Consider the following 25,757-nt stretch of genomic DNA (forward strand, 5'->3'; position numbering starts at 1 on the left):
AGGAACCGATCAGAAGAAGTAGTAGTGCACGCCCACGGTCAGGCTATCGTTGCGGCGATGACCGCCCTGGTAGCTCGACGTATCGCCGGTGTATTCGGCGGCCACGCTCCAGTTCTTTTCGAATTTGTATTCGACGCCGCCGCCGTAATGCAGGCGCGTATCGGGCCACGTACCCGTGAAGCCGATGCGTGCGTACGGCAAGATGTTCTCGTTGACCGGCATGCCGAACCTCACGTCGATGCCACCGTCCTTCTTGGTCGTCGAGCCGCCGTGGAAATCCATGAATCCCTCGAAACCAACCACGAAACGGTCGACGTCGTAATTGACGCCAGCCACGAGGCCCGGAAATAACGTCGTATGCGTGGTCTTCTGATTCGGACCCTTGATGTCCGACCAGTTGGCACCGAACTTGGCGCCGACATAAGGACCGGCGAACTGGCTATGCGGGCCCTGTACGCCCATCAGTTTGAGAAGAGTCGGATCGAGCGATTCCGAATGCGCCTGTGCTGCGCAAAGCAGCGACATGAGCGCTGGAGCAATGAGCTTCCTGATAGATACCATGACTGAACTGGCCAACCTTGAAATGGTGTTGCCTGATGCCGACTGCGCATTGGGCAACAACCGTCAATCGGGACAACGAACGCGTACGTTGCGTACGTTGCACTTTGCTTGCCCAAGGACAAGCAACCCGCGAGGTTAGTTACCTACGGTCACCATAGAAAGCGGACATTTCCTAAAGCTAGAGTGTCTCTTGTCGCATGCGATTCGTGCAGGATGACGAAATAATGGAGAGCCACGAAGGCCGATCGCAGCGCAAAAAGAAAAAGCCCCGCAAGTTTTAAGCTTGCGGGGCCTTTCTACGACAACTGGCGGAGACGGAGGGATTCGAACCCTCGATCCAGTTTTTAGCCAGATGCTCCCTTAGCAGGGGAGTGCCTTCGACCTCTCGGCCACGTCTCCCAAACTTTTCGTTGCACCGGGAGTGCAGTGCAACGAGATCGAGATAATAGCGTGTTCGCAGGCGCGGGTCAAATTCGCATGATTATTTTTTTCAAAACGGTCAATACCGAATCGCCGGGTCCGCAAACCGCAACGGCGTGAATGACTCGAAACGCCTGCGAGCCTTCACACGCGTGTCACACGCAATTACGCACGGTCGAGCTCGAATGCCTTGTGCAGCGCGCGCACGGCGAGTTCGGTGTACTTCTCGTCGATCAGCACCGAAATCTTGATTTCCGAAGTGGAGATCATCTGGATGTTGATGCCCTCTTCCGACAGCGTGCGGAACATCGTGCTCGCGATGCCAACGTGCGAGCGCATGCCGACGCCCACCACCGACACCTTCGACACCTTCGGGTCGCCCAGAACGGTTTCCGCCTGAACGTGGCCCTTCACCTGGTTGTTCAGGATTTCGAGCGCGCGGTGGTAATCGCCGCGGCCAACCGTGAACGTGAAGTCGGTCTTTCCGTTCACGCTCTGGTTCTGAATGATCATGTCGATGTCGATATTCGCATCGGCGACCGGTCCGAGAATCTGATACGCGACGCCCGGCTTGTCGGGCACGCCCATGACCGCGATGCGCGCTTCGTCGCGCTGGAACGCGATGCCAGAAATCACTGCTTTTTCCATGTTCTCGTCTTCTTCAAAAGTAATCAGGGTGCCGGAGTGCATCTCATCGGCGAGCGGCATCAGCGGATCGGTCAGGCTGGAGAGCACGCGCGTCTTCACCTGATACTTGCCGGCGAATTCCACCGAGCGGATCTGCAGCACCTTCGAGCCGAGGCTCGCCATTTCCAGCATTTCCTCGAAGGTCACGCGGTCCAGACGGCGGGCTTCTTCAACGACGCGAGGGTCGGTCGTGTAGACGCCGTCGACGTCGGTGTAGATCAGGCACTCGTCCGCCTTCATGGCCGCCGCGATCGCCACCGCCGACGTGTCCGAGCCGCCGCGGCCGAGCGTCGCGATATGGCCTTCGGGATCGACGCCCTGGAAGCCGGTGATGACCACGACCTTGCCCGCGTCGAGATCCTTCAGCACGCGCTCGCCGTCGATCTCGCTGATGCGCGCCTTCGTGAACGCGCTGTCCGTCTTGATCGGCACTTGCCAGCCGGCGTAGCTCACGGCGTCGAGGCCTTCGGCGTGCAGCGCGATGGCGAGAAGCCCCACGCTCACCTGCTCGCCGGTCGAGGCAATCATGTCGAGTTCGCGCGGGTCCGGGTCGGCCTTGATGTCTCTTGCGAGACCGAGCAGGCGATTGGTTTCGCCAGACATCGCCGAGGGCACGACGACCATCTTGTGGCCGGCCTTGTGCCATTTGGCGACGCGCTTGGCGACGTTCTTGATGCGCTCGACCGAGCCCATCGAAGTGCCGCCGTATTTGTGTACGATGAGTGCCATTGTCGTTTTGAACTGGAGGGAAAACCGCGCTTCACGCGCGTTGGCGTGAGAGCGCTTGAGACTCGCGCTCGATTTGCTTCAGGGGATGTCGAAGCCTACGAGCAGCGGGCGCTGCCGCACGCCCGTCGCGCGCTCGCACGAATGTTGTACGCGGCGCACGGATGCGTCGTTGCGGGCGAAATCGAGTCTTTTGAACGGAGATGCCGCGCAAACACGCGCTTGGGCGAAAACGAGTTACCGTACCCGATCGAGGCTGAAATTACAAGATGGAGCGACCGTGGCGGCGATTTTACCGACTTCGGCTCAACGCCTGCCTCAAGCGCCCTACGCCAGCAGTAAATCCGGCCGCCATGAAATGCGGCGCAGCGGGCCGTGCGCCGCACTCGGCGCCGCGTCGCGATTCACGCCCACATGCGGCACGAAGAGCAACGCCTCGCCGACGAAAAGCATCGGCACATCGCGCTTCCACGCCGGCACGCCGCGCTCCTGAAACAGGTTCTTGAGCGTGCGGCTCGGCGCTTCGGACGCCACGCGCATGCGTTCCCCGCCGGCCCGCGAGCGCGCGGCGAGCGGCGCGGCGCGCAACACGCCTTCCCCGACGACGTCGTCGCCGGGCGCATCGACAGGTTCGAACACGAACGAGCCGCGCCATTGCGGCAGGCGCCACACCTCCTCGTCCCGCCATTGCAGTTCCACAACGGCTTTGAACGGGGCCGCGCCTTCGTCGAGATCGGGCGCGTCAGCGCTGTCGCCCGGTTCCCAGAACAGCACATTGCGATAGACGCGCAGGCTATGCCCCGCATGATCGACGCGCAGCGCATGGCCATCGCGCGCGGCAGCCGCATCGCGCAACTGGCGCAGCATGTCGGCGATACGCGCCGTCGATGCCGCCAGGAGGCCGCGCGAGCGAATCCAGAAACGCATGAGGTTGATCGCGCGATCGTCGTCGAGTGCGAGGAACGCGTCGAGCATGAGCGCGCCCTCTTCGCTCGTGCTTCGCACATGCACGAGATCGATGCGCGCGAGCTGATCCAGAAGCCGCTGCGCCGACGCCGCATGCGATGCCGTGCGCGCGAGCGCGTCGCGAAAACCGGGGAAATGCACCGCGAGCACGGGGAGCACGTCATGCCGAAGCGCGTTGCGCGAGTAGCGCGTGTCGCCGTTGGATTCGTCGTCGATCCAGCTCAGATCGCGCTCGTGCGCGTATTGCTCGAGTTGCGCGCGCAGCAATCGCAGAAGCGGACGCAGACGCGGCACCGCGCCGTCCGCCCGCTGCGGCGCCATCGCCGCCAGACCCGCGACGCCCGCGCCGCGCAGTAATTGCAGCAGCACGGTTTCGGCCTGATCGTCGGCGTGATGCGCGATCAGGAGCGCGTTCGCGCCGTGCTCGTCGCAGAGGTCGTCGAGCGCGCGGTAACGCGCGTCGCGCGCCGCCGCTTCGAGGCTCTCGCCGCCCGCGCGCGCGACATCGACATGACGCGCGGCGTAACGCACGTCGAGCGACGCCGCGAAGCGCTCGCAATGCGCGGCCCACGCGTTCGCGTTGGGACTTAGGCCATGATGAATATGCAGCGCGACGATGCGCCGCGCGCCGAAGCAGCGCACGGCGGCATCGAGCAGCACGGTGGAGTCAAGCCCGCCGCTCAAGGCGACCGCGAGAAGCGCATCGGAGGAAAGGTCCGCGTCCGAAACCGACGCGCGCACCGCCTCGAAGACGAGGCGGCCGGCTGGGGTTTCGTTATCGGATGTCACGAGAGTTCGTGAAAGATGAGATGACGAACGATGGCGGGATTACGCGCCCGGCAGCGATTCCTTGTACTTGCCGTACGCCATCAGCTTCTCGAAGCGGCGCTCGCGCAAATCGTTGACGCTCATGCCCTGGAACTGACGAAGCGAATCGGCGAGCGCGCGGCGCAGGAGCGCGGCCATACCCTTCGCATCGCGGTGCGCGCCGCCGAGCGGCTCGTTCACGATCTTGTCGATCAGACCGAGCGCCTTCAGGCGATGCGCCGTGAGGCCGAGTGCCTCGGCCGCCTCGGGCGCCTTCGCCGCGCTCTTCCACAGAATCGACGCGCAGCCTTCGGGCGAGATCACCGAATAGGTTGAAAACTGCAGCATCATCACGGTATCGGCGACCGCGATCGCGAGCGCGCCGCCCGAGCCGCCCTCGCCGATGATCGTCGTGATGATCGGCGTTTTGAGCTCGGCCATCACATACAGATTGCGTCCGATGGCTTCGGACTGTCCGCGCTCTTCCGCGCCGATGCCCGGATAGGCGCCCGGCGTATCGACGAACGTGAAGATCGGCAGGCTGAACTTCTCGGCCGTGCGCATCAGACGCTCGGCCTTGCGATAACCTTCCGGACGCGGCATGCCGAAGTTGCGCAGCGCGCGTTCCTTCGTATCGCGGCCCTTCTGATGGCCGATCACCATGCACGGCTGACCGTTGAAACGCGCGAAACCGCCGACGATCGCGAGGTCGTCCGCGAAGGCGCGGTCGCCATGCAATTCGTGGAAATCGGTGAAAAGCTCGCTCACATAGTCGAGCGTGTACGGACGCTGCGGGTGACGCGCAATCTGCGAAACTTGCCAGGGCGACAGGTTCGCGTAGAGATCCTTCGTGAGCTGCTGGCTCTTTTTCGACAGCCGCTCGATTTCTTCCGAAATATCGACAGCGGAATCGTCCTGAACGAAGCGGAGTTCTTCGATCTTCGCTTCGAGTTCAGCGATCGGCTGCTCGAAATCCAGAAACGTGGTCTTCATATGTTCGAGTCCTAGAACATCGGGCAGCGCGTATTCTAACCGCGTCCGTCCCTCAAAAATTCGCGCGGGAACTATCGATTATAAATCAACGATAGGTCGCGAAATTCGCGCGCCCCGCGCGTGTGTATTTTAGTGATCCGCCGGAATCGGATTGAGACTGCGCCACATGTACCAGGTCGCGACCGTGCGCCATGGTTCCCAGTTCGCCGCCACTTCGCGCGCCTCGCTGCGCGTCACCGGCTCCCCGCTGAAGTAGTTGACGCTGATTGCCTGAATCAGGCCGAGATCGTCGAGCGGCAAAACGTCCGGGCGCGACAGATTGAAGATGAGGAACATCTCAGCCGTCCATCGGCCGATGCCGCGAATCTGCGTGAGCTCGGCGATCACGGCTTCGTCGTCCATCGATGTCCATGCATCGACATGCAGCGCGCCGGATTCGAAATGCTGCGCGAGATCGAGAATGTATTCGGCCTTGCGTCTGGACAAACCGCACGCCTGCAGCTTCTCGTGGCCGAGACGGATGAAATGCGCGGGATGGACCTCCGGGCATGCGCCTTTCACGCGCTCCCAGATCGCTTGCGCCGCCTTCACTGAAATCTGCTGACCGGCCACCGAGCGCGCGAGCGTCGAGAATGGATCGCCGAGATTGACGAGATGGATCTCGCCGAACTTCGGGATCAGCTTCTTGAGGATGCGGTCGCGCTTCATGAGATCGGCGCACGCACGATCCCAGTAGTCGGGACGAACGATTTCGCGCGTGAGCCCGCCGATCTGCACCGGCACCGCCGCGTCAGCCGTGACGACGCGCGACTTGCGCACGACTTCGCCCCGCTCCGCGACGAGCGCCTGCGCGCTCGCGCCATCGCCGGCAACCGCGCGGCCGTTGCCCTTCGCGGGCGACGCTTCGGCTTCTTCCGTGCCTGCGTTGGATGGGCGTGCGGCCCCGTTCAGGCGCGCCGCCGTCTCGGGCTTCGCCGCCTTGAGCGCGGCGCTTCTCGCCGGCTTCGCGCCGGCGGGGCCGCGCTTGAGCGCCGTCTTGCGGCCGCCCGTCGCACCTGCGCCATCAATCTGCTGCGTGTCCGCTTTCGTTTGCGCGCCGCGCGTGCGCTTTGCCGCGCCCGACGCATCGCTGACAGACGCGGGTCGTTTGACCGGCGTCTTCCTGGCCGTTGCCATCTTGCCTCCTGCCTGGTGAGTCGATCAGAGGGTTCGAATGGTCGCGCTCACACGCGGCGCCATTCGGTCGACCCACCCGGTTTGTCTTCAAGCGCAATACCGGCTTCGAGCAATTCGGCACGAATCCGGTCTGCTTCGGCGTAGTTCTTCGCCTGCTTCGCGGCAATGCGTCCGGCGATCTTCGCTTCGATCTCCTGCGGCGAAAGTCGCGGCTCCGAACCCGTGCCGCTCGCCTGCTGCAGGAACACACGCGGCTCGCGCCCGAGTAGACCGAGCACGCCCGCGAGACCCTTGAGCTGACGAGCGAGCGCGGGCTCGCGCGTACGATTCACTTCGCTCGCGAGATCGAACAACACTGATACGGCCACCGGCGTATTGAAGTCGTCGTTCATCGCAGACTGGAAACGCTGCGCGTTCGCCTCGTTCCAGTCAAGTTGCTGATTGTCCGGCTCGACATCCTTCAACGCCGTATATAGGCGCGTCAACGCGTTCTTCGCATCGTCGATATGCACGTCGCTGTAATTCAGCGGCGACCGGTAGTGTGCCCGCGCAATAAAGAAGCGCACCACTTCGGCATCAAATTTTTCAAGGACTTCGCGGATCGTGAAGAAGTTGGCGAGCGACTTCGACATCTTCTCGTTGTCGATCTGCACGTAGCCGTTGTGCATCCAGTAGTTCACGAACGTCTTGCCGGTCGCGCCTTCGCTCTGCGCGATTTCGTTCTCGTGATGCGGGAACTGCAGGTCCTGCCCGCCGCCGTGAATGTCGAAGTGATCGCCGAGCAGCGTGCAGCCCATCGCGGAACATTCGATGTGCCAGCCCGGACGCCCGCGGCCCCACTTCGAATCCCAGCCGGAGTCGGCGGGCTCGCCGGCCTTCGCCTGCTTCCACAGCACGAAGTCGAGCGGATCTTCCTTCGCATCGTTCGCGGCGACGCGCTCGCCCGCGCGCAGGTCTTCGATCGACTTGCCCGACAGCTTGCCGTAGTCGGCGAACTTGCGCACCGCGTAGTTCACGTCGCCGTCCTTCGCCTGATACGCGTAGCCGTTCGCCTCCAATGCATCGATCATGCCGAGCATCTGCGGGATGAAGTCGGTCGCGCGCGGCTCGATGTCCGGGCGCGCGACGCCGAGCGCGGCCGCGTCTTCATGCATCGCCGTGATGAAGCGATGCGTGAGCGACCTGATCGGCTCGTTGTTCTCGACTGCGCGGCGGATGATCTTGTCGTCGATGTCCGTGATGTTCTGCACATACGTGACCTTGTAGCCGAGCGTGCGCAGCCATCGTTGCACGATATCGAAGACCACCATCACGCGCGCATGGCCGATGTGACAATAGTCATACACCGTCATTCCGCAGACATACATGCGTACCTCGCCGGCTTTGAGCGGCGTGAAGGGTTGCTTGTCACGGGCGAGCGTGTTGTAGATGCGCAGCGAGTTCATAGAAGGCGAAGCATGGACCGGAGTCGACCGTATGCCGGGCAGCAGGCGGCGTGTTCGAAGCGCGCGGGAGCAAACGAGACCCACACGCGAGCACGAACACGACGGTCATGCGACCAGGACGGAGGCGGCCACGAGTGGCGAAAGATAGTCTGGCGTCGGCGCGGCATGCGTGCCCGGAGAACCAGGCGCAAGACACGTGCGCGGGACGTGCAGACCTTTTGTTAGAATGGGTCGGAGTATAACACCGGGACTTGAGCCTATGAAATGTCGAAGCGGCCGCGCGGCGGGCTTTGCAAGCCGCGCTCCGGGCCAGGCCGAAAGCCTTGCCGGACAGTGCGCCGCATCGGGCAAATCTGCTCGCTCTCCGGTCCTCGCGATCGTTCACGCCCTCACGCGCTCGCGGTCTCTTTCGCCGCTTTCGTGGCTTCTTTCGCTGCAACCTTCATTGACTCGATTCCAAGTGACTCATCGCAAAGCGCGCACGTCTCTGCAACTCTCTTGCCGGTTCGCTTCCCGGACGCTCGGCACATTCGCCGCCCGGACGCTCGCCATCGCGACGCTCGGCTTCGCCGCATGCGTCGGCATGTCCGGGGCCGCGCTCGCGCAGACCTCGACCGCCACGCGCGACGACACGCCGCAAGTCGATTCGGCCATCGCGAACAAGGACTGGAGCGCCGCACTCACGCAACTCGATGCGCGCATCGCGGCCAATCCGCGCGACGTGCAGGCGAAGTTCAAGCGCGCAACCGTGCTCGCGCGCCTGAACCGCGACGACGAAGCCATCACCGCCTTCACCGAGCTCACGCAGGCCTATCCAGAACTGCCCGAGCCATACAACAATCTCGCCGCTCTCTACGCGAAGAAGGGCCGCTACGAAGACGCGCGCGCCGCGCTCGAAACGGCGGTCAAGGCGAACCCCGGCTATGCGCTCGCATACGACAATCTGGGCGATCTTTATCTTCGTCTCGCGAGCGAGTCGTACAAGCGCGCGCAATCGCTCGGCTCGAAGAGCCCGATCACGAGCCAGCGCATCACGGCGATCCAGAACATCTACACGCCTCCGAAGAAGCGCGCGGGCGCGGCGGAAGGCGCATCCGGCGCGGGTGCGGCAATCGCGCCGCGCACGGCCGCCGACGAATGGGCGCCTGCGTCCGACACCGGCTCGCCGGCCATGCCAGCGCCCGACGAGTATTCGCCGTTCGGCGGCCCGACCGGCCCGCTGCCGACCACGCCCTATGTCGCGCCGAAGGCGCAACCGTAAGCGCCCTTCGCACTCGACTGTCTGCATTCACCACACGAGGATCCATCCTTCATGAAATTCCTGATGTTGGCGCTTTCGAGCGCTGCCCTGATTGCGAGCGCGCCGGCGTTCGCCCAGCCGACTGCGCAGGCTGCGCACCCCACCGTGCTCTTCAAGACCACGCAAGGCGACATCAAGGTCGAGCTGTATCCCGAGAAGGCGCCGAAGACAGTCGCGAACTTTCTCGACTATGTGAAGTCCGGTCAGTACAGCGGCACGATCTTTCACCGCGTGATTCCGGGCTTCATGATCCAGGGCGGCGGATTCAGCACGAGCTTCGCCGAGAAGCCGACGCGCGCGCCGATTCCGCTCGAAAGCAAGAACGGTCTGAAGAACGCCACGGGCACGATCGCGATGGCGCGCACGAGCGACCCGAACTCGGCCACCGCCCAGTTCTTCATCAATACGGTCGATAATGCGGGTCTCGACTATCCGAGCCCTGACGGCAACGGCTATGCCGTGTTCGGCAAGGTCGTCGCGGGCATGGACGTCGTGAAGAAGATCGAGGGCAGCCCGACCACCACGCGCGGCCCGATGCAGGACGTGCCGCAAAAGCCGACCGTGATCGAGTCGGCCACCGTGGTCTCGCAGTAATCCGAAGCGCATGTCGCTGACCTCGCGCGCAGGCCGCGTCGGGGCTCAATCAAACACATTGGAGAAAACACCATCATGGTCGAACTACATACGAACCACGGCGTCATCAAGCTGGAACTGGACGCCGAGAAGGCGCCGAAGACCGTCGAGAACTTCCTCAACTACGTGAAGAAGGGTCATTACGACAACACCGTGTTCCACCGCGTGATCGACGGCTTCATGATCCAGGGCGGCGGCTTCGAGCCGGGCATGAACCAGAAGCCGACCGATGCGCCGGTCAACAACGAAGCCAACAACGGTCTCAAGAACGACACCGGCACGATCGCGATGGCGCGCACGAACGATCCGCATTCGGCAACCGCGCAGTTCTTCATCAACGTGAAGGACAACGACTTCCTGAACCACTCGTCGCCGACGCCGCAAGGCTGGGGCTATACCGTGTTCGGCCGTGTCGTCGAAGGCATGGACGTGGTCGAGAAGATCAAAAAGGTCAAGACGGGTTCAAAGGGCTTCCACCAGGACGTGCCGGTCGACGACGTGGTGATCGAGAAGGCCGTCGTGGTCTGATCCCGGTCATTGCATGATCGATACGAAGACTTCATTCGATCGCGAAGCAGCGGGCGCAGCGAACAAAGCGCGCCCGCTGTTTTTCATTGCCGACCTGCATCTCTCGGAAGCGATTCCGAAAACGGTCGCCGCCTTCGAGCATTTCATCGAGGTCACGGCGAACGACGCGGACTCCGTTTTCATTCTCGGCGACCTGTTCGAGTTCTGGATCGGCGACGACATTCTCGACGGTCCCGCGACCGACGCGCGCGCCGACTTCGCGCGCCGCATGACGCGCCTCATGCACACGCTGTCCGAACGCGGCATCGGTCTCTATGTGATGCACGGCAATCGCGATTTCCTGCTGGGCAAGCGCTTCATGAAAGATGCGGGCGCATTGCCCCTGCCCGACCCCTTCGTGATCACCGCGTTCGGCAAGCGCATCGTGCTCGCGCACGGCGACGGTCTGTGCACGGCGGATCGCGCGTATCAGGGCTTTCGCGCGTTCGCGCGCAACCGGTTCGCGCAGCGCCTTTTTCTGGCGTTGCCGCTCGACACGCGCCTGGGAATAGGCCAGCGCATGCGCACGAAGAGCGAAGGCTCGCGCATGACCGGCATCAAGGCCAAATACGACGTGACCAGGAAGGCAGTGTCCGAACTCTTCATCAAGAGCCGCACGAATACGCTGATTCACGGCCACACACATCGTCCGGCGATGCATCGCGAAGTCGAGGGCGTGCGCTGGGTCTTGCCCGACTGGGAGCTGGACGCCAACACGCCGCGCGGCGGCTATCTGCGTCTCGACGACGAAGGCGTGCGCGCGCTGCCGCTCTAGTAGCGCCCTATCGCTCCAGCGAAGCGGCGCGCTCTTCCGCCGTCTTGCCGTCCATCGACGTACACAGACGCTTGAGATCGACGAGCGCGGCGCCATCGACGGCATTGAGCGCTTCCACGCGCGCGCCGAGCCGCTCGAGCGCCGCGACGATGTCGTCGATGCGCTGCGTCTGCGTCGACGCGTGATCGATCAGGCCGTGGATGGCGAGCGAGACCGGATCGTCCGCGTTCGGCGTGATGCCGTAAGCGCAGAAACCTTCGTGCCTCGTTTCCTTCGGCCTGGAAACCGCCGGCATCACGATGCGCGCCGGATTGCCCACCGCCGTGCCGCCCGCCGGCACCGGCTTCACGACCACCGCGTTCGAGCCGATCTTCGCATCCGCGCCGATAGTGAAGCCGCCGAGCACTTTTGCGCCCGCGCCGACGATCACGCCGCGCTCGAGCGTCGGATGGCGCTTCGCGCCGCGCGTGAGTGAGGTGCCGCCGAGCGTCACGCCCTGATAGATCGTGCAGTCGTCGCCAATTTCAGCGGTCTCGCCGATCACCACGCCCATGCCGTGATCGATGAACACGCGCCGCCCGAGCGTCGCGCCCGGATGAATCTCGATGCCCGTAAGAAAGCGCGCAAGCTGCGACACGAAGCGCGCGAGCCAGCGCCATTGCGCCCGCCAGCACGCGTTTGCTACACGATGCAGGACGATCGCGTGCAGCCCGGGATAACAGGTGACGACCTCCCACGCGCTGCGGGCGGCGGGATCGCGCTCGCGGATGGCGGCAATGTCTTCGCGAAGTCGGTCGAACATGGCGATATCTCGATTGTGGGAAGGGGGCGCGCGGACGTTCGTGCAGTGCAAGGCCTTAAGCACGGAACACGCAAAGCTTATATCGGCTGTCGCGGTTTTTTGCCGATTGTAGGGCGAGCGCGAAGAGTTCGCTCGATGCCCCCGATGGCATCGCGGTCGCTGCTATCGGTCAGATCAGAGCACGCGCGTTCTAGTCTTTGTTCGCGTGCAGGAGGATGTGCTTTGCCATTCCGCGCAGGATATTCACCTCTTCGCGCTCCAGCCCCGCGCGCGCGAAGAGCCGCCGCACGCGCGACATCAGCTTCTTCGGATTGTCCGGATCGAGGAACTCGAGCGCGACGAGCGCCTCTTCGAGATGCGCGTACATGCCTTCGATTTCATCGCTCGACGCACTCTGCCCCGACGATTCGGCGACGGCGAGCGCACGCGCCGGCGCCTGAAACGCGAGCCGCAGCTCGTAAGCGAGCACCTGGACGGCCTGCGCGAGATTGAGCGAACTGTAGGCGGGGTTGGCAGGAATATGCGCAAGCGCGCTGCAGCGCTCGACATCCGCGTTCGACAGGCCCGTGCGCTCGTTGCCGAACACGAGCGCGATGTCGCCCTGGCGCACGAACTCATGCGCGCGCCCGGCAAGCGCGCGCGGGGGCATCTGCGGCGGACCGTATTCGCGCATGCGTGCCGTGAGCGCGACGGACCAGTGCACGCCCACGAGCGCGTCGGCGAGCGTATCGACGACGTGGGCGGACGCGAGGACGTCATCGGCGCCGGAGGCCATCGCGATGGCTTCGGGCTCGTTCTTGACGCCGGCGATGCGCGGCGCGACGAGCACGAGGCGCGCGAAGCCCATCGTCTTCAACGCGCGCGCGGCGGCGCCGACATTGCCCGGATGACTCGGCTCGACGAGGATGAAGCGCGTGGAGGTGAAGCCGCCTGCGGGCGCGGAAAGTTCGTTGGGTTCCAAGGCGCGATGTCTGCTGATGTGCGAACCCGCTATGTTAACGCGCTTTGCAGAACCGGCGAAATCGCGCGGCCACTTTCGGGTAAAATGGCCCCTTCGCGCGCCGCGAACGGTTTTTTCATCGAGTCGAACCTTCGCGCGAACGCACCGCTCTTATTCAATTCGTCTTTCGTCGACATAGTCGTTGTCGCCAACTTTTCCGCCCGCGCGCATCCGTTCACATGAGCGCGCGGCGGTCAGAGGATTTCGCTCATGCATCCGATGCTCAACATCGCTGTCAAGGCCGCACGCCGCGCCGGACAGATCATCAATCGCGCGTCGCTCGATCTGGATCGCATCCAGGTCAGCAAGAAACAGCACAACGACTTCGTGACGGAAGTCGACAAGGCGTCCGAAGCCGCCATCATCGAGACACTGCACACTGCCTATCCCGATCACTCCATCCTCGCCGAAGAATCCGGCGAAACGGATCGCGAGTCGGAGTTCCAGTGGATCATCGATCCGCTCGACGGCACGACCAACTTCATCCACGGCTTTCCGTACTATTGCGTGTCGATCGCGCTCGCGCACAAGGGCGTCGTGCAGCAGGCGGTCATCTACGATCCGACGCGCAACGACCTCTTCACCGCATCGCGCGGCCGCGGCGCATATCTGAACGAACGGCGCATTCGCGTCGGCAAGCTGGATCGTCTGTCGGACGCGCTCATCGGCACGGGCTTTCCGTTCCGCGACGGCCAGGGCCTCAACGGCTATATGCGCCTCTTCAGCGAAATGACGCTGTCGTGCGCGGGCCTGCGCCGTCCGGGCGCCGCCGCGCTCGACCTCGCGAACGTCGCGGCCGGGCGTCTCGACGGCTTCTTCGAGCAAGGCATCCATCCGTGGGACGTGGCCGCGGGCAGCCTGATCGTGACCGAAGCGGGCGGGCTCGTCGGCAACTACACCGGCGAATCGGATTTCCTGTTCAAGAACGAGATCGTCGCCGCCAATCCGAAGGTGTACGCTCAGATGGTCAAGATTCTCGACATGTATTCGCGCACGCGTCTGACCGGCGAATAAGCGCATCGGCGGGGCGCGCCTTGCGCCCCGTCGTTTCCCTCCTCTCGCGCCCCGGGCGCGCCGCCTGCTCTGCAACGAATGCAGGGCTCCGTTAAAGTGCAAACTTTGCCCTCGTGTCCGCACGGGCGATGCGCGCTTTTTCCCCGTCTGCCCCGCTCTTGCGCCGCGCGCCGCGCCACACGTCACGCCAGCTCATGAAGAAAGGCTTCTACACGATCATCGCCGCGCAGTTCGTCTCCTCGCTCGCCGACAATGCGCTCCTGATCGCCGCGATCGCGATGCTCGCCGTCGTGCATTCGGCGCCGTGGGTCACACCGCTTCTGCAAATCTTCTTCACGATTTCGTATGTGGTGCTCGCACCGTTCGTGGGCGCATTCGCCGATGCCATCCAGAAGCGCCACGTCATGTTCGTCTCGAACGCGCTCAAGGCGGCCGGCTGCGCGATGATGATCGCAGGCGTCCATCCGATGCTCGCATATGGCGTCGTCGGTCTCGGCGCGGCCGCTTATTCGCCTGCGAAGTACGGCATTCTCACCGAGCTGCTGCCGCCGCAGAAGCTGATCGCGGCGAACGCGTGGCTCGAATCCGCGACGGTCGGCTCGACGATCCTCGGCACCGTGATCGGCGGCGCGCTCGTGAGTCAGGTCGTCGCGCGCTGGGTTACGCATGCGCATTTGCCGCTCGTGAATACCGCCGCGCACGCCGCGCTTTTCGCCGTGATGGTGATCTATGCGTCGGCGGCCGTCATCAACGTGTTCATTCCCGACACCGGCGCGCGTTATCCAAACCTTTTGACGGAGCCGACGAGGCTCGTCCACGATTTTTCGCATTGCTTCAAGGTGCTGTGGAAAGACAAGCTCGGGCAGATCGCGCTGTGGGTCACGACGCTGCTCTGGGGCTCGGCCGTCACACTTCAGTTGCTCGTGCTCAAATGGGCCGACGCGAATCTGGGCCTGTCGCTCTCGAAAGCCGCCATCCTGCAGGGCGTGACAGGCCTGGGCATCGCGCTGGGGGCGGCAGCGGCGTCCGCGTGGATCATGCTGCGCCAGTCGCTCAAAGTGTTGCCCGTGGGCGTGCTCATCGGCGCGGTGGCGGTCGCGATGGCGTTCTATAACAAGGACCTGTTCCCGGCAGACTCGGGCGTGCATATCGGCCCGTGGTTCGCGCCGGCGTACATCCTGATGGCGTATCCGCTGATGATCGCGCTCGGCAGCCTGTCCGGCTTTTTCATCGTGCCCATGAACGCGATCCTGCAGCATCGCGGCGCGACGTTGCTGTCCGCCGGACATTCCATCGCGGTGCAGAACTTCAATCAGAATATCGCCGTGCTCGCGATGCTCGGCACCTACGCGCTGCTCTTGACGATCAATGTGCCGGTGCAATGGATCATCGTCGTATTCGGTCTGTTCGTGTGTCTGATGATGGCGCTCGCAATGCGCCGTCACACGCAGAACGAGCGTAATACGGATCTCATCGCGCTGGTCGAGGAATGAACCTTGCTGCATCGTATATTCTGGGTTCATACCCCGGCGCCGCGGAGGAGGAAGAAGGGAGGGAACGCGCACGCCCGGGGCGAAGTCGTAAAGCTGTAGGCGCGCAGGGATTTCCGCACAAGACGTAACGACAGTGACGACAGGAAGGCGGACCCGGCGACATTCATTCGGCAACGTCAATAAAGGAGCATGAAAATGGGATTGTTCACACGTTCGACGCTCGACAGCAAGATCAATGGCGCAGCCGATCTCGGCCAGCGCGCGGTGCGCGGTGCGAGTGACGCGGTCGATTCGGCCAGCGGCCAGTTGCGCAGTCTGCTCGACGATCTGGAAAGCTCGATCCAGAACGCCAAGGACATCGACGCGGACAAGCTGCGCAAGGAGTTGCAATCGAAGCTCAAAATCGCGCGTTCGCAGATGAACGGCGCGGGCGGCGCCATCACCGGCAAGCTGAACGATGTCGCCGGTTACGCCGACGAATTCGTCCATGACAAGCCGTGGCACACGCTCGGCGCGGTGGCCGGCCTCGCGTTGCTCATCGGTTATCTCGCCGGGCGCGCGTGAAGCGCTGCGGCTTCGTCTGAATCTGCCGCCGGAACGGTCTCGCGATTGTTCCGGCGGCATGCGCTGTTCTCGCGATAGGCGTGAGGGCACGATGTAATTGCCCGCAGCAACAGTCCATTGGCCATCTGGCCGAATCGCCGTCTTCCCGCGACAGGTTAAACTCTTGCCCTATCGGCTGATTGGCGGCCGGTGCACGTCGCGTCCGGCCGTTTGGTCGTTCCGGCTTTCACAGCACGCAAGATGGGCAATCACACGGCATCCCCCGACACCTCCACCGACACCGCGCCGCTCGCGGATCTGTCCCAGCACACGCCGATGATGCAGCAGTATCTGCGCATCAAGGCGGAGCATCCCGGCACGCTCGTTTTCTACCGGATGGGCGATTTCTACGAGCTTTTCTTCGATGACGCCGAAAAGGCCGCGCGCCTGCTCGATCTCACGCTCACGCAGCGCGGCGCGTCGGGCGGCAATCCGATCAAAATGGCGGGCGTTCCGCATCACGCATGCGAGCAATATCTCGCGAAGCTCGTGAAGCTCGGCGAGTCGGTTGCGATTTGCGAACAGATCGGCGATCCGGCGACCTCGAAGGGGCCGGTCGAGCGCAAGGTCGTGCGCGTCGTCACGCCGGGCACGCTGACCGACGCGGCCCTGCTCTCGGACAAGAGCGACGTCTATCTGTTGGCGCTCTGCCCTGCGCACAATCGTCGCGGCGTCGTCACGAGCGTCGGTCTCGCGTGGCTCAATCTCGCGAGCGGCGCATTGCGCCTCGCGGAAGTCGCGCCGGGACAAGTCAGCACGGCGCTCGAGCGCATTCGTCCGGCCGAAACGCTCATCGCGGATTCGATCACCGACGTCCCGGCATCGCTCGGCGTGACGAATCCCGGTGCGACCACGCGCGTTCCGGCATGGCACTTCGATGTCGGGTCGGGCACGCAGCGCTTGCGCGAGCAGCTCGACGTCGCGAGCCTCGACGGCTTCGGCGCGCAAACCCTCACCTGCGCGTGCGGCGCGGCTGGCGCGCTGCTGCTCTACGCTGCGGCGACTCAAGGTCAGCAGTTGCGTCACGTGCGCAGCCTGAAGGTCGAATACGAATCGGAATACATCGGGCTCGATCCCGCCACGCGGCGCAATCTGGAACTCACGGAGACGCTGCGGGGCACCGAGTCGCCCACCCTCTTCTCGCTGCTCGACACCTGCTGCACGACGATGGGCAGCCGTCTGCTGCGCCACTGGCTGCATCATCCGCCGCGCGATGCATCGATCGCGCAGGCGCGCCAGCAAGCGATCGGCGCATTGCTCGACGCGCCCACGACCGGCGGTCTCGACACCCTGCGCGGCGCGCTGCGCAAGATCTCGGACATCGAGCGCATCACGGGCCGTCTCGCGTTGCTGTCGGCGCGGCCACGCGATCTGTCGAGCCTGCGCGATACCTTCGCCGCGCTGCCAGACCTGCGCGCGCTCGTCGCGAGCCTCGCCGCGCACACGCCGGCGCTGGAGCGCATCGCCGCCGAGCTGGAGCCGCCGCACGAGTGTCTCGATCTTCTGACCAACGCCATCGCGACCGAGCCCGCCGCATTGATTCGCGACGGCGGCGTGATCGCGCGCGGTTACGATCCGGATCTCGATGAACTGCGCGATATTTCGGAGAACTGCGATCAGTTCCTGATCGACCTCGAAGCGCGCGAGCGCACGCGCACGGGCATTGCGAATCTGCGCGTCGAATACAACAAGGTGCATGGCTTCTACATCGAAGTCACGCGCGGGCAGACCGACAAGGTTCCCGACGACTACCGCCGCCGTCAGACGCTCAAGAACGCCGAGCGCTACATCACGCCAGAATTGAAGGCTTTCGAGGACAAAGCGCTGTCCGCTCAAGAGCGCGCCCTCGCCCGAGAACGCGCGCTGTACGACGCGCTGCTGCAGACTCTGCTGCCATTCATCGGGGATTGCCAGCGCGTCGCAAGCGCGCTCGCGGAACTCGATCTCCTGTGCGCGTTTGCCGAACGCGCCCGCGCGCTCGACTGGGTCGCGCCGGAATTCACCGCCGATGCGGGCATCGATATCGAACAGGGCCGGCATCCGGTCGTCGAGGCGCAGGTCGAGCAGTTCATCGCCAACGATTGTTGCCTGAGTCAGGACCGGAAGCTCCTGCTCATCACAGGCCCGAACATGGGCGGCAAATCGACCTTCATGCGTCAGACCGCGCTGATCGCGCTGATGGCTTACGTCGGCAGTTACGTGCCCGCGAAACGCGCGCGTTTCGGCGCCCTCGACCGCATCTTCACCCGCATCGGCGCGGCCGACGATCTCGCGGGCGGCCGCTCGACTTTCATGGTCGAGATGACCGAAGCGGCGGCGATCCTCAACGACTCGAGCGCATCGAGCCTCGTGCTGATGGACGAGATCGGGCGCGGCACCTCGACCTTCGACGGCCTCGCGCTCGCGTGGGCGATCGCGCGGCATCTGCTCACGCACAACGGCTGTTACACGCTCTTCGCGACGCACTACTTCGAGCTTACGCAACTGCCCGCGGAGTTCGCCCAGGCGGCGAACGTGCATCTGTCGGCGGTCGAGCACGATCATGGCATCGTGTTCCTGCACGCGGTGAGCGAAGGTCCGGCCAATCAGAGCTACGGTCTGCAGGTCGCGCAACTCGCGGGCGTGCCGGCAGCGGTGATTCGCGCGGCGCGCAAGCATCTCGTGCATCTGGAACAGCAATCGGCCAGCCAGCCCGCTGCACAGTTCGATCTGTTCGCGAGCCAGCCGTATACGCCGTATGGAGACGACGATCCGCCCCACGAAGAGCTGGAGAAGACCGAAGCGCCGGAACATCCGGTGATGGACAAGCTGCGCGCGCTCGATCCGAACGATCTGCGCCCGCGCGAAGCGCTCGATCTGCTCTACGAACTGCATGAACTGGCGAATCGTCCGCCGGATGCATCGCGTTGAGCGTGGCGCTCCGCGCGTCGAGCGCAACGCCGCGGCGCGCCTGACAAGCGCCGTGACGATCGCGGTCGCGCTCGCATGCGGCGCGATCGCGCATGCGCACGCCGAGGGGAACGCGCCGCTCGGCTTCGCCGTGATTTCCGACGCCCTCACCCGCCCCGCCGACGAAGCACCCGTGCGCCGCATGCTCGATGCGATCGGGCGCGACGGCAGCATCGCGTTCATCGTCTACGACGGCAACTTCAAGGGCAGCACCGAGCCGTGTCGCGACAGCATCTATCAGTCGCGGCACGACCTGCTGGACGCGTCGCGCACGCCAGTCGTGCTGTTGCTCGGCCAGCACGACTGGGCCGATTGCGGCCTCGCGCATGCGGGCGCTTACGACCCGGTCGAACGGCTCGATTTCGTGCGTCAGCTCTTCTTCACGGATGCCAGTTCGCTTGGACAAAGTCCGCTCACACTGTCGCGCGAGAGCGACCTCGCGCGCTTTCGCACGTTCCGCGAAATCGTGCGCTGGCAGGCGCAAGGCATCGCGTTCATCGGGCTGAATGTGCCGAGCCCGAACAATCACTATCTGACCGCGGGGGGACGCAACGGCGAGTTCGAAGACCGCGCCGTCGCGACGAGCTTCTGGCTGGAACATGCGGCGGAATCGGCGCGACGCTCCGAGATGCGCGCGCTCGTGATCGTGCTTCAGGCCGATCCTGACTTCTCTCGCTACGAGCGGCGCGAACGCTTTGCATGGCTGCACTTCTCGCGCTCGAACCAGCCGCGCGATGGCTTCCTCGAACTGAAGCGCAGTCTCGTGAAGGCGGCCGAAAGTTTTCGCGGACCGGTCATCGTGATCCACGGCACCGATGCGCCGGAGCCGAACGGCTTTCATATCGACCAGCCATTGCGCAACGACAAGGGCTTGATCGTCACGAATCTCACGCGCGTCGCGCTCGCGTTCAGAAAGCCGCAATCGCAATGGCTCGAAGTGCAAAGCGATGCGCAATGGCATCCGCCGTTTCGACTGCGCGTGCGCGATGTGAAGGAGACCCGTACGCGAGAATCGAACGCGCCGCCGCCCGGAGCGCCCGCGCAGCCGAGCGAGCCTTATGCACCTTATCCGGCGCCCTATCCCGCACCGCAACCCGCGTTGCCGGAATCGGCGCCGCCTGTGCTGCCGCGCAACGATCTGCCGGAGTCGCTGCCCCCGCCGCCTTCGATGCCGCTACCTGCGTCTGGTCTGCCGCCGATCCTCACGCCGCCGCAGTCCTTGCCGCCGATCTATCCGGTACCTGCATCGGGCGTGCAAAACGGCGCGAGCGGACAATAAAAAAGCGCAGCCGAAGCTGCGCTTTCCTGAGCGGTCGACGCGCTCAATGCAGCGTCGGACCTGCATCCTTGCGCGGCTCGCCGTCATCGTCGTCTTCATCTTCGTCGATGACGTGCAGGCCGTCCGCGCCATGCGCGTGCTGATGCTGAATCTCGTCATCCGTCGCCGTGCGTACTTCCTGCACCGACAACGAGAAACGCAGCGCCATGCCCGCGAGCGGATGATTGCCGTCGAGCACGACTTTGTCTTCGGCGACGTCGGTCACGGTATAGATCAGCGAGTCGACGTCGTCATCGCCGTCTTCGGGCGTGCCCTCGAACTGCATGCCCACTTCCAGCGGCTCGGGAAAACGGCTGCGCTCTTCGACCTTCACGAGTTCCGGATCGTACTCGCCGAACGCATCCTGCGGTTCGAGCTGAATGAGCGTTTCATAGCCCGCCTCGTGACCGTCGAGCGCTTCCTCGATCTTGGGGAACGTGCCATCATAGCCGCCGTGCAGATAGACCATCGGCTCGTCGCTCTCCTCGATCAGATTGCCTTGCGCATCCGATAGCTTGTAAGCGACCGAAACGACAGTGTCTTTCGCAATTTTCATTGGATCCTCCAAGATACAAGCCTCGATTATACGATGCCCAAGCGGCCCCAAGACGCAACACCATCCCCGGTTTCCGGCCTTCCCGCGCATGCTCGCGCGCCTTTGCCAGACGAACTCACACCCCTGTTGGGCAACCGTACGCCGCGACAGTTCATGCGACGTTACTGGCAGAAAAAGCCCCTTCTGATCCGGCAGGCCATTCCCGATATTACGGCGCCGCTCGCACGCGACGAGCTGTTCGAGCTCGCCGATCTCGACGACGTCGAGTCGCGTCTCATCACACATTTTCGCAACACCTGGAATCTGGAGCACGGCCCGTTCGCGCCTGACGAATTGCCCCCGGTGAAGAAACGCGAGTGGACGCTGCTCGTGCAGGGCGTGAATCTGCACGACGATCGCGCGCACGCGTTGATGAACCGGTTCCGTTTCATTCCGGACGCGCGTCTCGACGACATGATGATCTCGTATGCGACCGATGGCGGCGGTGTCGGACCGCACTTCGACTCCTATGATGTCTTTCTGCTCCAGGTGCATGGCAAGCGGCGCTGGCGCATCGGGGCGCAGCGCGACCTTTCGCTAAAACCCGGACTGCCGTTGAAAGTTTTACAGCACTTCGAGCCCGAGGAGGAATGGGTGCTGGAGCCCGGCGACATGCTCTATCTGCCGCCGCATATCGCGCACGACGGCATCGCGGAAGGCGAATGCATGACCGCGTCGATCGGCTTTCGCGCGCCCTCCACGCACGAACTCACGGCGCAGTTTCTCTATCACCTCGCCGAGCGCATGGGCGACGCCTCGGATGGCCCTAAAGGGAACGCGCGCTATCGCGATCCGGCGCAGGAGCCCGTGTCGAGTCCGGCGGCGCTGCCCGCCCTGCTCGTCGACCGTGTTGGCGCGATCCTTGCGAACGTCAACTGGAACGAAAAGGACATCGCGGCGTTTTTAGGCACGTATTTGAGCGAGCCGAAAGCGAATGTCGTATTCGACCCGCCCGAGCGCGCGTTGAATGAGCAAAAATTTGTGGAAAGAGCCAAAAAGACGGGCGTCAGGCTAGATAGAAAGACTATTTTGCTCTATGACGCGCGGTCATTTTTCGTAAATGGTGAAGCCGCAATGTTGTCGTCCAGGCTTAAAAAGTGGCTCCCCGAATTGGCCGATGCTCGCTGTCTGGAAGCGAAACGCTTTGTAACACTTACAGACGAATCGTCAATGACAGCGCTGCTGCACGAATGGTATTGTGCGGGCTGGCTCCGGATGGGTGCTTTGCCTTGACAGGCTTGCCTTCACGAGACTTCCTGATACGCTGCGGATGCTAGAATTTTGCTGTTCCGCAATATGAAAGTTTGTATGAGAAAGACAACGTATCGTCCCCTGATTTATCGACGGTCGTTACGAAAGTGCCTATAATTTCCGGCCAAGCCGTAGGAAGTCTCACACAAAAAAGAATTGTGAGTCTCCACAGCGGCCCAGGTCGGTGTTGGAGCACACATTACCGGTACTTTGCGCTGTTGCTTACCTTTAACCATAAAAGGACGTGATCATGAAGAAATCCCTCCTCGTAGCATCCCTGTTGGCTGCTGTTGCTCTGGCTGCATGCAACAAGTCTAGCGAAACGGCTGCTCCGAGCGCTGCAAGCGATACGTCGGCTGCTTCGGCTCCGGCTGCTGCTGCTTCGGACGCAAACGCTGCTGCATCGAGCGCTTCGGCCGCTGCAAGCGACGCAGCTTCGGCTGCTGGCGCAGCTTCGGACGCTGCCGCTTCGGCTGCCGCTCCGGCATCGGGCGCAAGCCAGTAAGGCGGTTGGCGCACGCCGCAGGCCGCTCGATGCGGTCCTGCAAACAAAAAAACCGGCTCTTGGGCCGGTTTTTTTGTATCTGCATTCTGCGCCGATGCGCGCGCAGCGCGTCGCGTTATTTATCTAGAGCGTGAGCCAGTCGAAACCTTCCGCCTGGGTCGCGACGACGATATCGACCGCAGACGCGCCCAGCACGGCCGCAAGCGCAGCTTGCGCAAGATGCGGCAGATTATTTTGCTGGCTAAGGTGAGCGGCCACGAGATGACGCAGCCTTGAACGGTCGAGCGATGCGAGAATGGCCGCCGCCGCTTCATTGTTCAGGTGCCCGTGCGTCCCGCCGATGCGCGCCTTCAGCGAAGGCGGATAGCGGCTCGCGGCGAGCATCTCGACATCGTGATTCGATTCGAGCACGAGCGCGTCACAGCCGCTCAGCACGTTCGTGATATGCGGCGTGGAGACGCCGACATCCGTCAGCACGCCGAGACGGCAAGCGCCGTCGGAGAAGACATATTGCAGCGGCTCGCGGGCATCGTGAGGCACGGTGTACGGCATCACGTTCAGATCGCCGATCGCGACGCTTTCATCGCCCCAGAGCACGTTCAATTCGACGTTGGCTTCGTCGGCGCCGATCGCGCGCGCCGTGCCCCAGCTCATGTGCAGCGGAATGGACCACCGGCGCGCGAGCGTCAACGCGCTGCCGATATGATCCGTGTGCTCGTGCGTGATGACGATGGCGTCCAGATCCTCGGCGCGGCAGTTCAGGCGCGCGAGGCGGCGCTCGACTTCCTTGCCGGAGAATCCGCAATCGAGCAGCACGCGCGTCGTGGTCGCGCCGCTCGACGCCTCGACGAGCAATGCATTGCCCTCGCTGCCGCTGCCGAGACTGGCGAATCTCACAATGAACTCATCATCGACTGACTAACGCGTTCGTCTAGTTCAACTGAGCATGCAGCAACGACACGATACGCTGCGCATCGGACGACGTGTCCGGCTGGCCATTCGCATCGACGACGCCGACTTGCGTGACCGACTCTGCCTTCGGCCTCACGTTGACGAGGAACTGTCGCGTCGGCTTTGGCGTGTTGCCCGAAAAGAACTTGCCGAAGAGACCGTCCTTCTTCAGCTCCGCCATGGAGTCCGAAAAATGGACGTAGTAGATGCCCTTGTCGCGATCGCGATTGTCGACCGTGAAGTTCGTGCGATCGAGCGCGAGGCCCACGCGCAGCCATGCGCGATCGAACGGCTCGGCGAGGTCGAGCGTGGAACCGCCCGCGCTTTGATCCACGGCCACCTTCGCCCCCGACGGACGCGCCTGTGCCATCAGCTTTTGCGACTGCGCTTCGGTCAGGCCGAATTTCTGCATCAGCTTCGTGAGCACCGCGGCTTCGAGCGCCGGATTGCGCGGACGCGCCTCCCAGCGCGATGAGGTCTTGTCCTGGCCCGTCAGCACTTCTTCCATCGCGCTGTGCGTGATGGAGATATCCGTCGAGCCGTCGGACGCGCGGTCGACTTGTGTGCGGAACATGTCGCGCGTCCCGGACGAGTACGCGAAATCGAGCAGCTTGCCCACGCTGTTTCTGAACCAGTCGTTCGGAATGTTCGCGCGGTTCTCCGCCCAATCGGTCGCCATGATGCCGGTCTGCGGCGCATCGGTCTTGAGCGTGAAGCCGTTCTCTTCCCAGAACTCCTTCAGCGGTCCCCAGATCTGATCGGGCGAGCGGCCATCGACGATGAGCCAGCGGCGATCGCCGTCGCTCTCGATGTGCATGCCGAACGGATCCTGCGCGTTCGGCACGCCGAGCGTCGGGTTGCCGGCCGGCGTGACCGAACGCTCGGCGGCGCCGCCGAGCGAGTTGATCTTCGGCGGCGCGGCATAGCGCTGGCTGATGTCGGCCGTGGTCAGGTCGGACGGAACCGTGAGCGACGGCGCGGTTTCGGCAGCCTTGTAGTTGACGCGATCCGGCGCGAGCCAGTCGTTGAGCGTGTCGCAACCCGCAAGCGAGAAGAGCGCGCCGGCGCCGAGCGACAGCACGCTCACACGTTTGGCATGAGTAAGAAGAGCGGAAAATTTCATGAGGTCCTTCTTTGCTGCTGATGACGCATTGCCTCGCGCCGAACCCGGTCTAGCCGAGCGGCTCAGCGAAGCCAATGTCGAGGCCAATGAGCGGCGGTTGATGACTGAAGGTGTGGTTCATTTCGATCACCTGCGGCGGCGCGGCCTTTCGATTCTTTGTGACTTGGCGCGCCGCCACGTGTGATCAGGCAAGAAGCCCGGCGTCGCGCAACGCGTCACGCACCACGTCGTGATAACGCGCGTCGAGCGGCGTGAGCGGCAGACGGATGCCGCCTTCCATGCGGCCGAGCGCTTGCAGCGCCCACTTGGCCGGAATCGGATTCGATTCGCAGAAGAGTTGCTTGTGCAGCGACAGCAGCTTCAGATGGATGCGGCGCGCGGTGATCGCATCGCCTTCGATCGCGGCGCGGCAGAGCTGGCTCATTTCCTTCGGCGCGACATTGGCCGTCACCGAGATATTGCCGTGGCCGCCCAGAAGCATCAGCGCGATGGCCGTGGGATCGTCGCCGCTGAAAATCGAGAAGTTCGCCGGCGCGTGCTTGATCAGATGCGCCGCGCGATCGATATTGCCCGTCGCTTCCTTCACGCCGATGATGCCTGGCACTTCGGCGAGGCGCAGGATCGTCTCGTTGCTCATGTCGGCAACGGTGCGGCCCGGCACGTTGTAGAGGAGCACCGGCAGATCGACCGCTTCCGCGATGGTGCGGAAATGGCGGTACATGCCTTCCTGCGTCGGCTTGTTGTAATACGGCACGACTTGCAGCGTGGCGTCGGCGCCGACTTTCTTCGCGTGCTTCGAGAGTTCGATGGCCTCGGCCGTCGAATTGCCGCCCGCGCCCGCGATGATCGGGAAACGCTTCGCCGTGTGCTCGACGGCCGTCTGGATCATCAGAATGTGCTCTTCGACCGACAAGGTGGCCGATTCGCCGCTGGTGCCGACCACGACGAGACCGTTCGAGCCTTGCTCGACGTGCCAGTCGATCAGTTTTCGAAACGCCGGCAGATCAAGACTACCGTCCTCGTGCATCGGTGTGACGATGGCAGGGATGCTGCCGCGGATCTGGATGCCGCCGTGTGTTCCGTTTGTCATGAAACTC

At 63.6% G+C, this 25,757-nt stretch carries 24 protein-coding genes and 1 tRNA gene; 12 read left to right on the forward strand and 13 right to left on the reverse strand.

Annotated features, from left to right (window positions below; all coding sequences use genetic code 11):
• Positions 1-9 precede the first annotated feature (9 nt).
• From NCR38_RS08470 to cysS, 7 genes are all read right to left on the reverse strand, one after another.
• Positions 10-525, reverse strand: coding sequence for an outer membrane protein (locus NCR38_RS08470; RefSeq protein WP_250476807.1), 516 nt, complete (start codon positions 523-525; stop codon positions 10-12).
• A 342-nt stretch (positions 526-867) separates the two neighbouring features.
• A tRNA-Ser gene (locus NCR38_RS08475) sits at positions 868-960 on the reverse strand.
• A gap of 186 nt (positions 961-1,146) precedes the next feature.
• The gene (locus NCR38_RS08480) at positions 1,147-2,397 is read right to left on the reverse strand and encodes an aspartate kinase (RefSeq protein WP_061119636.1); all 1,251 of its coding nucleotides are present in this window, start codon (positions 2,395-2,397) and stop codon (positions 1,147-1,149) included.
• A gap of 324 nt (positions 2,398-2,721) precedes the next feature.
• Entirely contained in the window at positions 2,722-4,149 is a 1,428-nt protein-coding gene (gene tilS / locus NCR38_RS08485) for a tRNA lysidine(34) synthetase TilS (protein ID WP_250476808.1), read from the reverse strand.
• Positions 4,150-4,188: 39 nt separating this feature from the next.
• Entirely contained in the window at positions 4,189-5,160 is a 972-nt protein-coding gene (locus NCR38_RS08490; RefSeq protein WP_061119638.1) for an acetyl-CoA carboxylase carboxyltransferase subunit alpha, read from the reverse strand.
• Between the two features lie 129 nt (positions 5,161-5,289).
• Complete coding sequence (locus NCR38_RS08495) at positions 5,290-6,336, reverse strand: endonuclease III domain-containing protein (protein ID WP_061119639.1); 1,047 nt, start codon at positions 6,334-6,336, stop codon at positions 5,290-5,292.
• A gap of 47 nt (positions 6,337-6,383) precedes the next feature.
• A complete protein-coding gene (gene cysS, locus NCR38_RS08500; RefSeq protein ID WP_250476809.1) occupies positions 6,384-7,781 on the reverse strand; it encodes a cysteine--tRNA ligase in 1,398 nt (465 codons plus the stop codon).
• 460 nt (positions 7,782-8,241) lie between these two features.
• Here cysS and NCR38_RS08505 point away from each other — a divergent pair, with 460 nt between their 5' ends.
• From NCR38_RS08505 to NCR38_RS08520, 4 genes are all read left to right on the forward strand, one after another.
• The gene (locus NCR38_RS08505) at positions 8,242-9,042 is read left to right on the forward strand and encodes a tetratricopeptide repeat protein (RefSeq protein WP_086961305.1); all 801 of its coding nucleotides are present in this window, start codon (positions 8,242-8,244) and stop codon (positions 9,040-9,042) included.
• 51 nt (positions 9,043-9,093) lie between these two features.
• The gene (locus NCR38_RS08510) at positions 9,094-9,675 is read left to right on the forward strand and encodes a peptidylprolyl isomerase (protein ID WP_061119641.1); all 582 of its coding nucleotides are present in this window, start codon (positions 9,094-9,096) and stop codon (positions 9,673-9,675) included.
• Positions 9,676-9,750: 75 nt separating this feature from the next.
• Positions 9,751-10,242, forward strand: a complete 492-nt coding sequence (locus tag NCR38_RS08515) for a peptidylprolyl isomerase (protein WP_061119642.1) — start codon at positions 9,751-9,753, stop codon at positions 10,240-10,242.
• A gap of 13 nt (positions 10,243-10,255) precedes the next feature.
• On the forward strand, positions 10,256-11,056 hold the full coding sequence (locus tag NCR38_RS08520; RefSeq protein ID WP_061119643.1) for a UDP-2,3-diacylglucosamine diphosphatase: 801 nt from the start codon (positions 10,256-10,258) through the stop codon (positions 11,054-11,056).
• A gap of 7 nt (positions 11,057-11,063) precedes the next feature.
• Here the strand turns inward: NCR38_RS08520 and cysE are convergent, their stop codons facing one another.
• The gene (gene cysE / locus NCR38_RS08525) at positions 11,064-11,858 is read right to left on the reverse strand and encodes a serine O-acetyltransferase (RefSeq protein WP_250476810.1); all 795 of its coding nucleotides are present in this window, start codon (positions 11,856-11,858) and stop codon (positions 11,064-11,066) included.
• A gap of 190 nt (positions 11,859-12,048) precedes the next feature.
• A complete protein-coding gene (locus NCR38_RS08530) occupies positions 12,049-12,819 on the reverse strand; it encodes an RNA methyltransferase (protein WP_061119645.1) in 771 nt (256 codons plus the stop codon).
• A 249-nt stretch (positions 12,820-13,068) separates the two neighbouring features.
• On the opposite strand from NCR38_RS08530, the gene NCR38_RS08535 reads away from it, so the two are divergent.
• The 5 genes from NCR38_RS08535 to NCR38_RS08555 all read left to right on the forward strand — a co-directional run bounded on the left by NCR38_RS08535 (position 13,069) and on the right by NCR38_RS08555 (position 20,196).
• A complete protein-coding gene (locus NCR38_RS08535; RefSeq protein WP_061119646.1) occupies positions 13,069-13,872 on the forward strand; it encodes an inositol monophosphatase family protein in 804 nt (267 codons plus the stop codon).
• A 194-nt stretch (positions 13,873-14,066) separates the two neighbouring features.
• On the forward strand, positions 14,067-15,365 hold the full coding sequence (gene lplT, locus NCR38_RS08540; RefSeq protein WP_061119730.1) for a lysophospholipid transporter LplT: 1,299 nt from the start codon (positions 14,067-14,069) through the stop codon (positions 15,363-15,365).
• 195 nt (positions 15,366-15,560) lie between these two features.
• Complete coding sequence (locus tag NCR38_RS08545) at positions 15,561-15,929, forward strand: YqjD family protein (protein WP_250476811.1); 369 nt, start codon at positions 15,561-15,563, stop codon at positions 15,927-15,929.
• 240 nt (positions 15,930-16,169) lie between these two features.
• Positions 16,170-18,878 (forward strand): DNA mismatch repair protein MutS, encoded by a 2,709-nt coding sequence (gene mutS / locus NCR38_RS08550; RefSeq protein WP_250476812.1) that lies wholly within the window; start codon positions 16,170-16,172, stop codon positions 18,876-18,878.
• Positions 18,841-20,196, forward strand: a complete 1,356-nt coding sequence (locus tag NCR38_RS08555; protein ID WP_250476813.1) for a hypothetical protein — start codon at positions 18,841-18,843, stop codon at positions 20,194-20,196. Before mutS ends, NCR38_RS08555 begins: the two co-directional genes overlap by 38 nt.
• A 43-nt stretch (positions 20,197-20,239) precedes the next feature.
• On the opposite strand, the gene NCR38_RS08560 is transcribed toward NCR38_RS08555, so the two are convergent.
• Positions 20,240-20,791, reverse strand: a complete 552-nt coding sequence (locus tag NCR38_RS08560; RefSeq protein ID WP_061119649.1) for a peptidylprolyl isomerase — start codon at positions 20,789-20,791, stop codon at positions 20,240-20,242.
• A gap of 33 nt (positions 20,792-20,824) precedes the next feature.
• Here NCR38_RS08560 and NCR38_RS08565 point away from each other — a divergent pair, with 33 nt between their 5' ends.
• Together NCR38_RS08565 and NCR38_RS08570 are read left to right on the forward strand one after the other, a co-directional pair.
• The gene (locus NCR38_RS08565) at positions 20,825-22,063 is read left to right on the forward strand and encodes a cupin domain-containing protein (RefSeq protein WP_250476814.1); all 1,239 of its coding nucleotides are present in this window, start codon (positions 20,825-20,827) and stop codon (positions 22,061-22,063) included.
• Between the two features lie 268 nt (positions 22,064-22,331).
• Complete coding sequence (locus NCR38_RS08570; protein ID WP_074168913.1) at positions 22,332-22,586, forward strand: hypothetical protein; 255 nt, start codon at positions 22,332-22,334, stop codon at positions 22,584-22,586.
• A gap of 123 nt (positions 22,587-22,709) precedes the next feature.
• Here NCR38_RS08570 and NCR38_RS08575 read toward each other — a convergent pair whose 3' ends face one another.
• Complete coding sequence (locus tag NCR38_RS08575) at positions 22,710-23,483, reverse strand: MBL fold metallo-hydrolase (RefSeq protein WP_061119652.1); 774 nt, start codon at positions 23,481-23,483, stop codon at positions 22,710-22,712.
• Positions 23,484-23,517: 34 nt separating this feature from the next.
• Positions 23,518-24,660, reverse strand: a complete 1,143-nt coding sequence (bamC, locus tag NCR38_RS08580; RefSeq protein ID WP_250476815.1) for an outer membrane protein assembly factor BamC — start codon at positions 24,658-24,660, stop codon at positions 23,518-23,520.
• Between bamC and NCR38_RS08585 the strand changes: the two genes are divergently transcribed.
• Positions 24,659-24,844: a hypothetical protein gene (locus NCR38_RS08585; protein WP_143756369.1), complete on the forward strand. Its 186-nt coding sequence runs from the start codon at positions 24,659-24,661 to the stop codon at positions 24,842-24,844. The genes bamC and NCR38_RS08585 overlap by 2 nt on opposite strands.
• On the opposite strand, the gene dapA is transcribed toward NCR38_RS08585, so the two are convergent.
• A complete protein-coding gene (gene dapA / locus NCR38_RS08590; RefSeq protein WP_061119654.1) occupies positions 24,845-25,750 on the reverse strand; it encodes a 4-hydroxy-tetrahydrodipicolinate synthase in 906 nt (301 codons plus the stop codon).
• Between the last annotated feature and the right edge of the window lie 7 nt (positions 25,751-25,757).

This window comes from Caballeronia sp. INML1 (assembly GCF_023631085.1).
GTDB lineage: Bacteria > Pseudomonadota > Gammaproteobacteria > Burkholderiales > Burkholderiaceae > Caballeronia > Caballeronia turbans.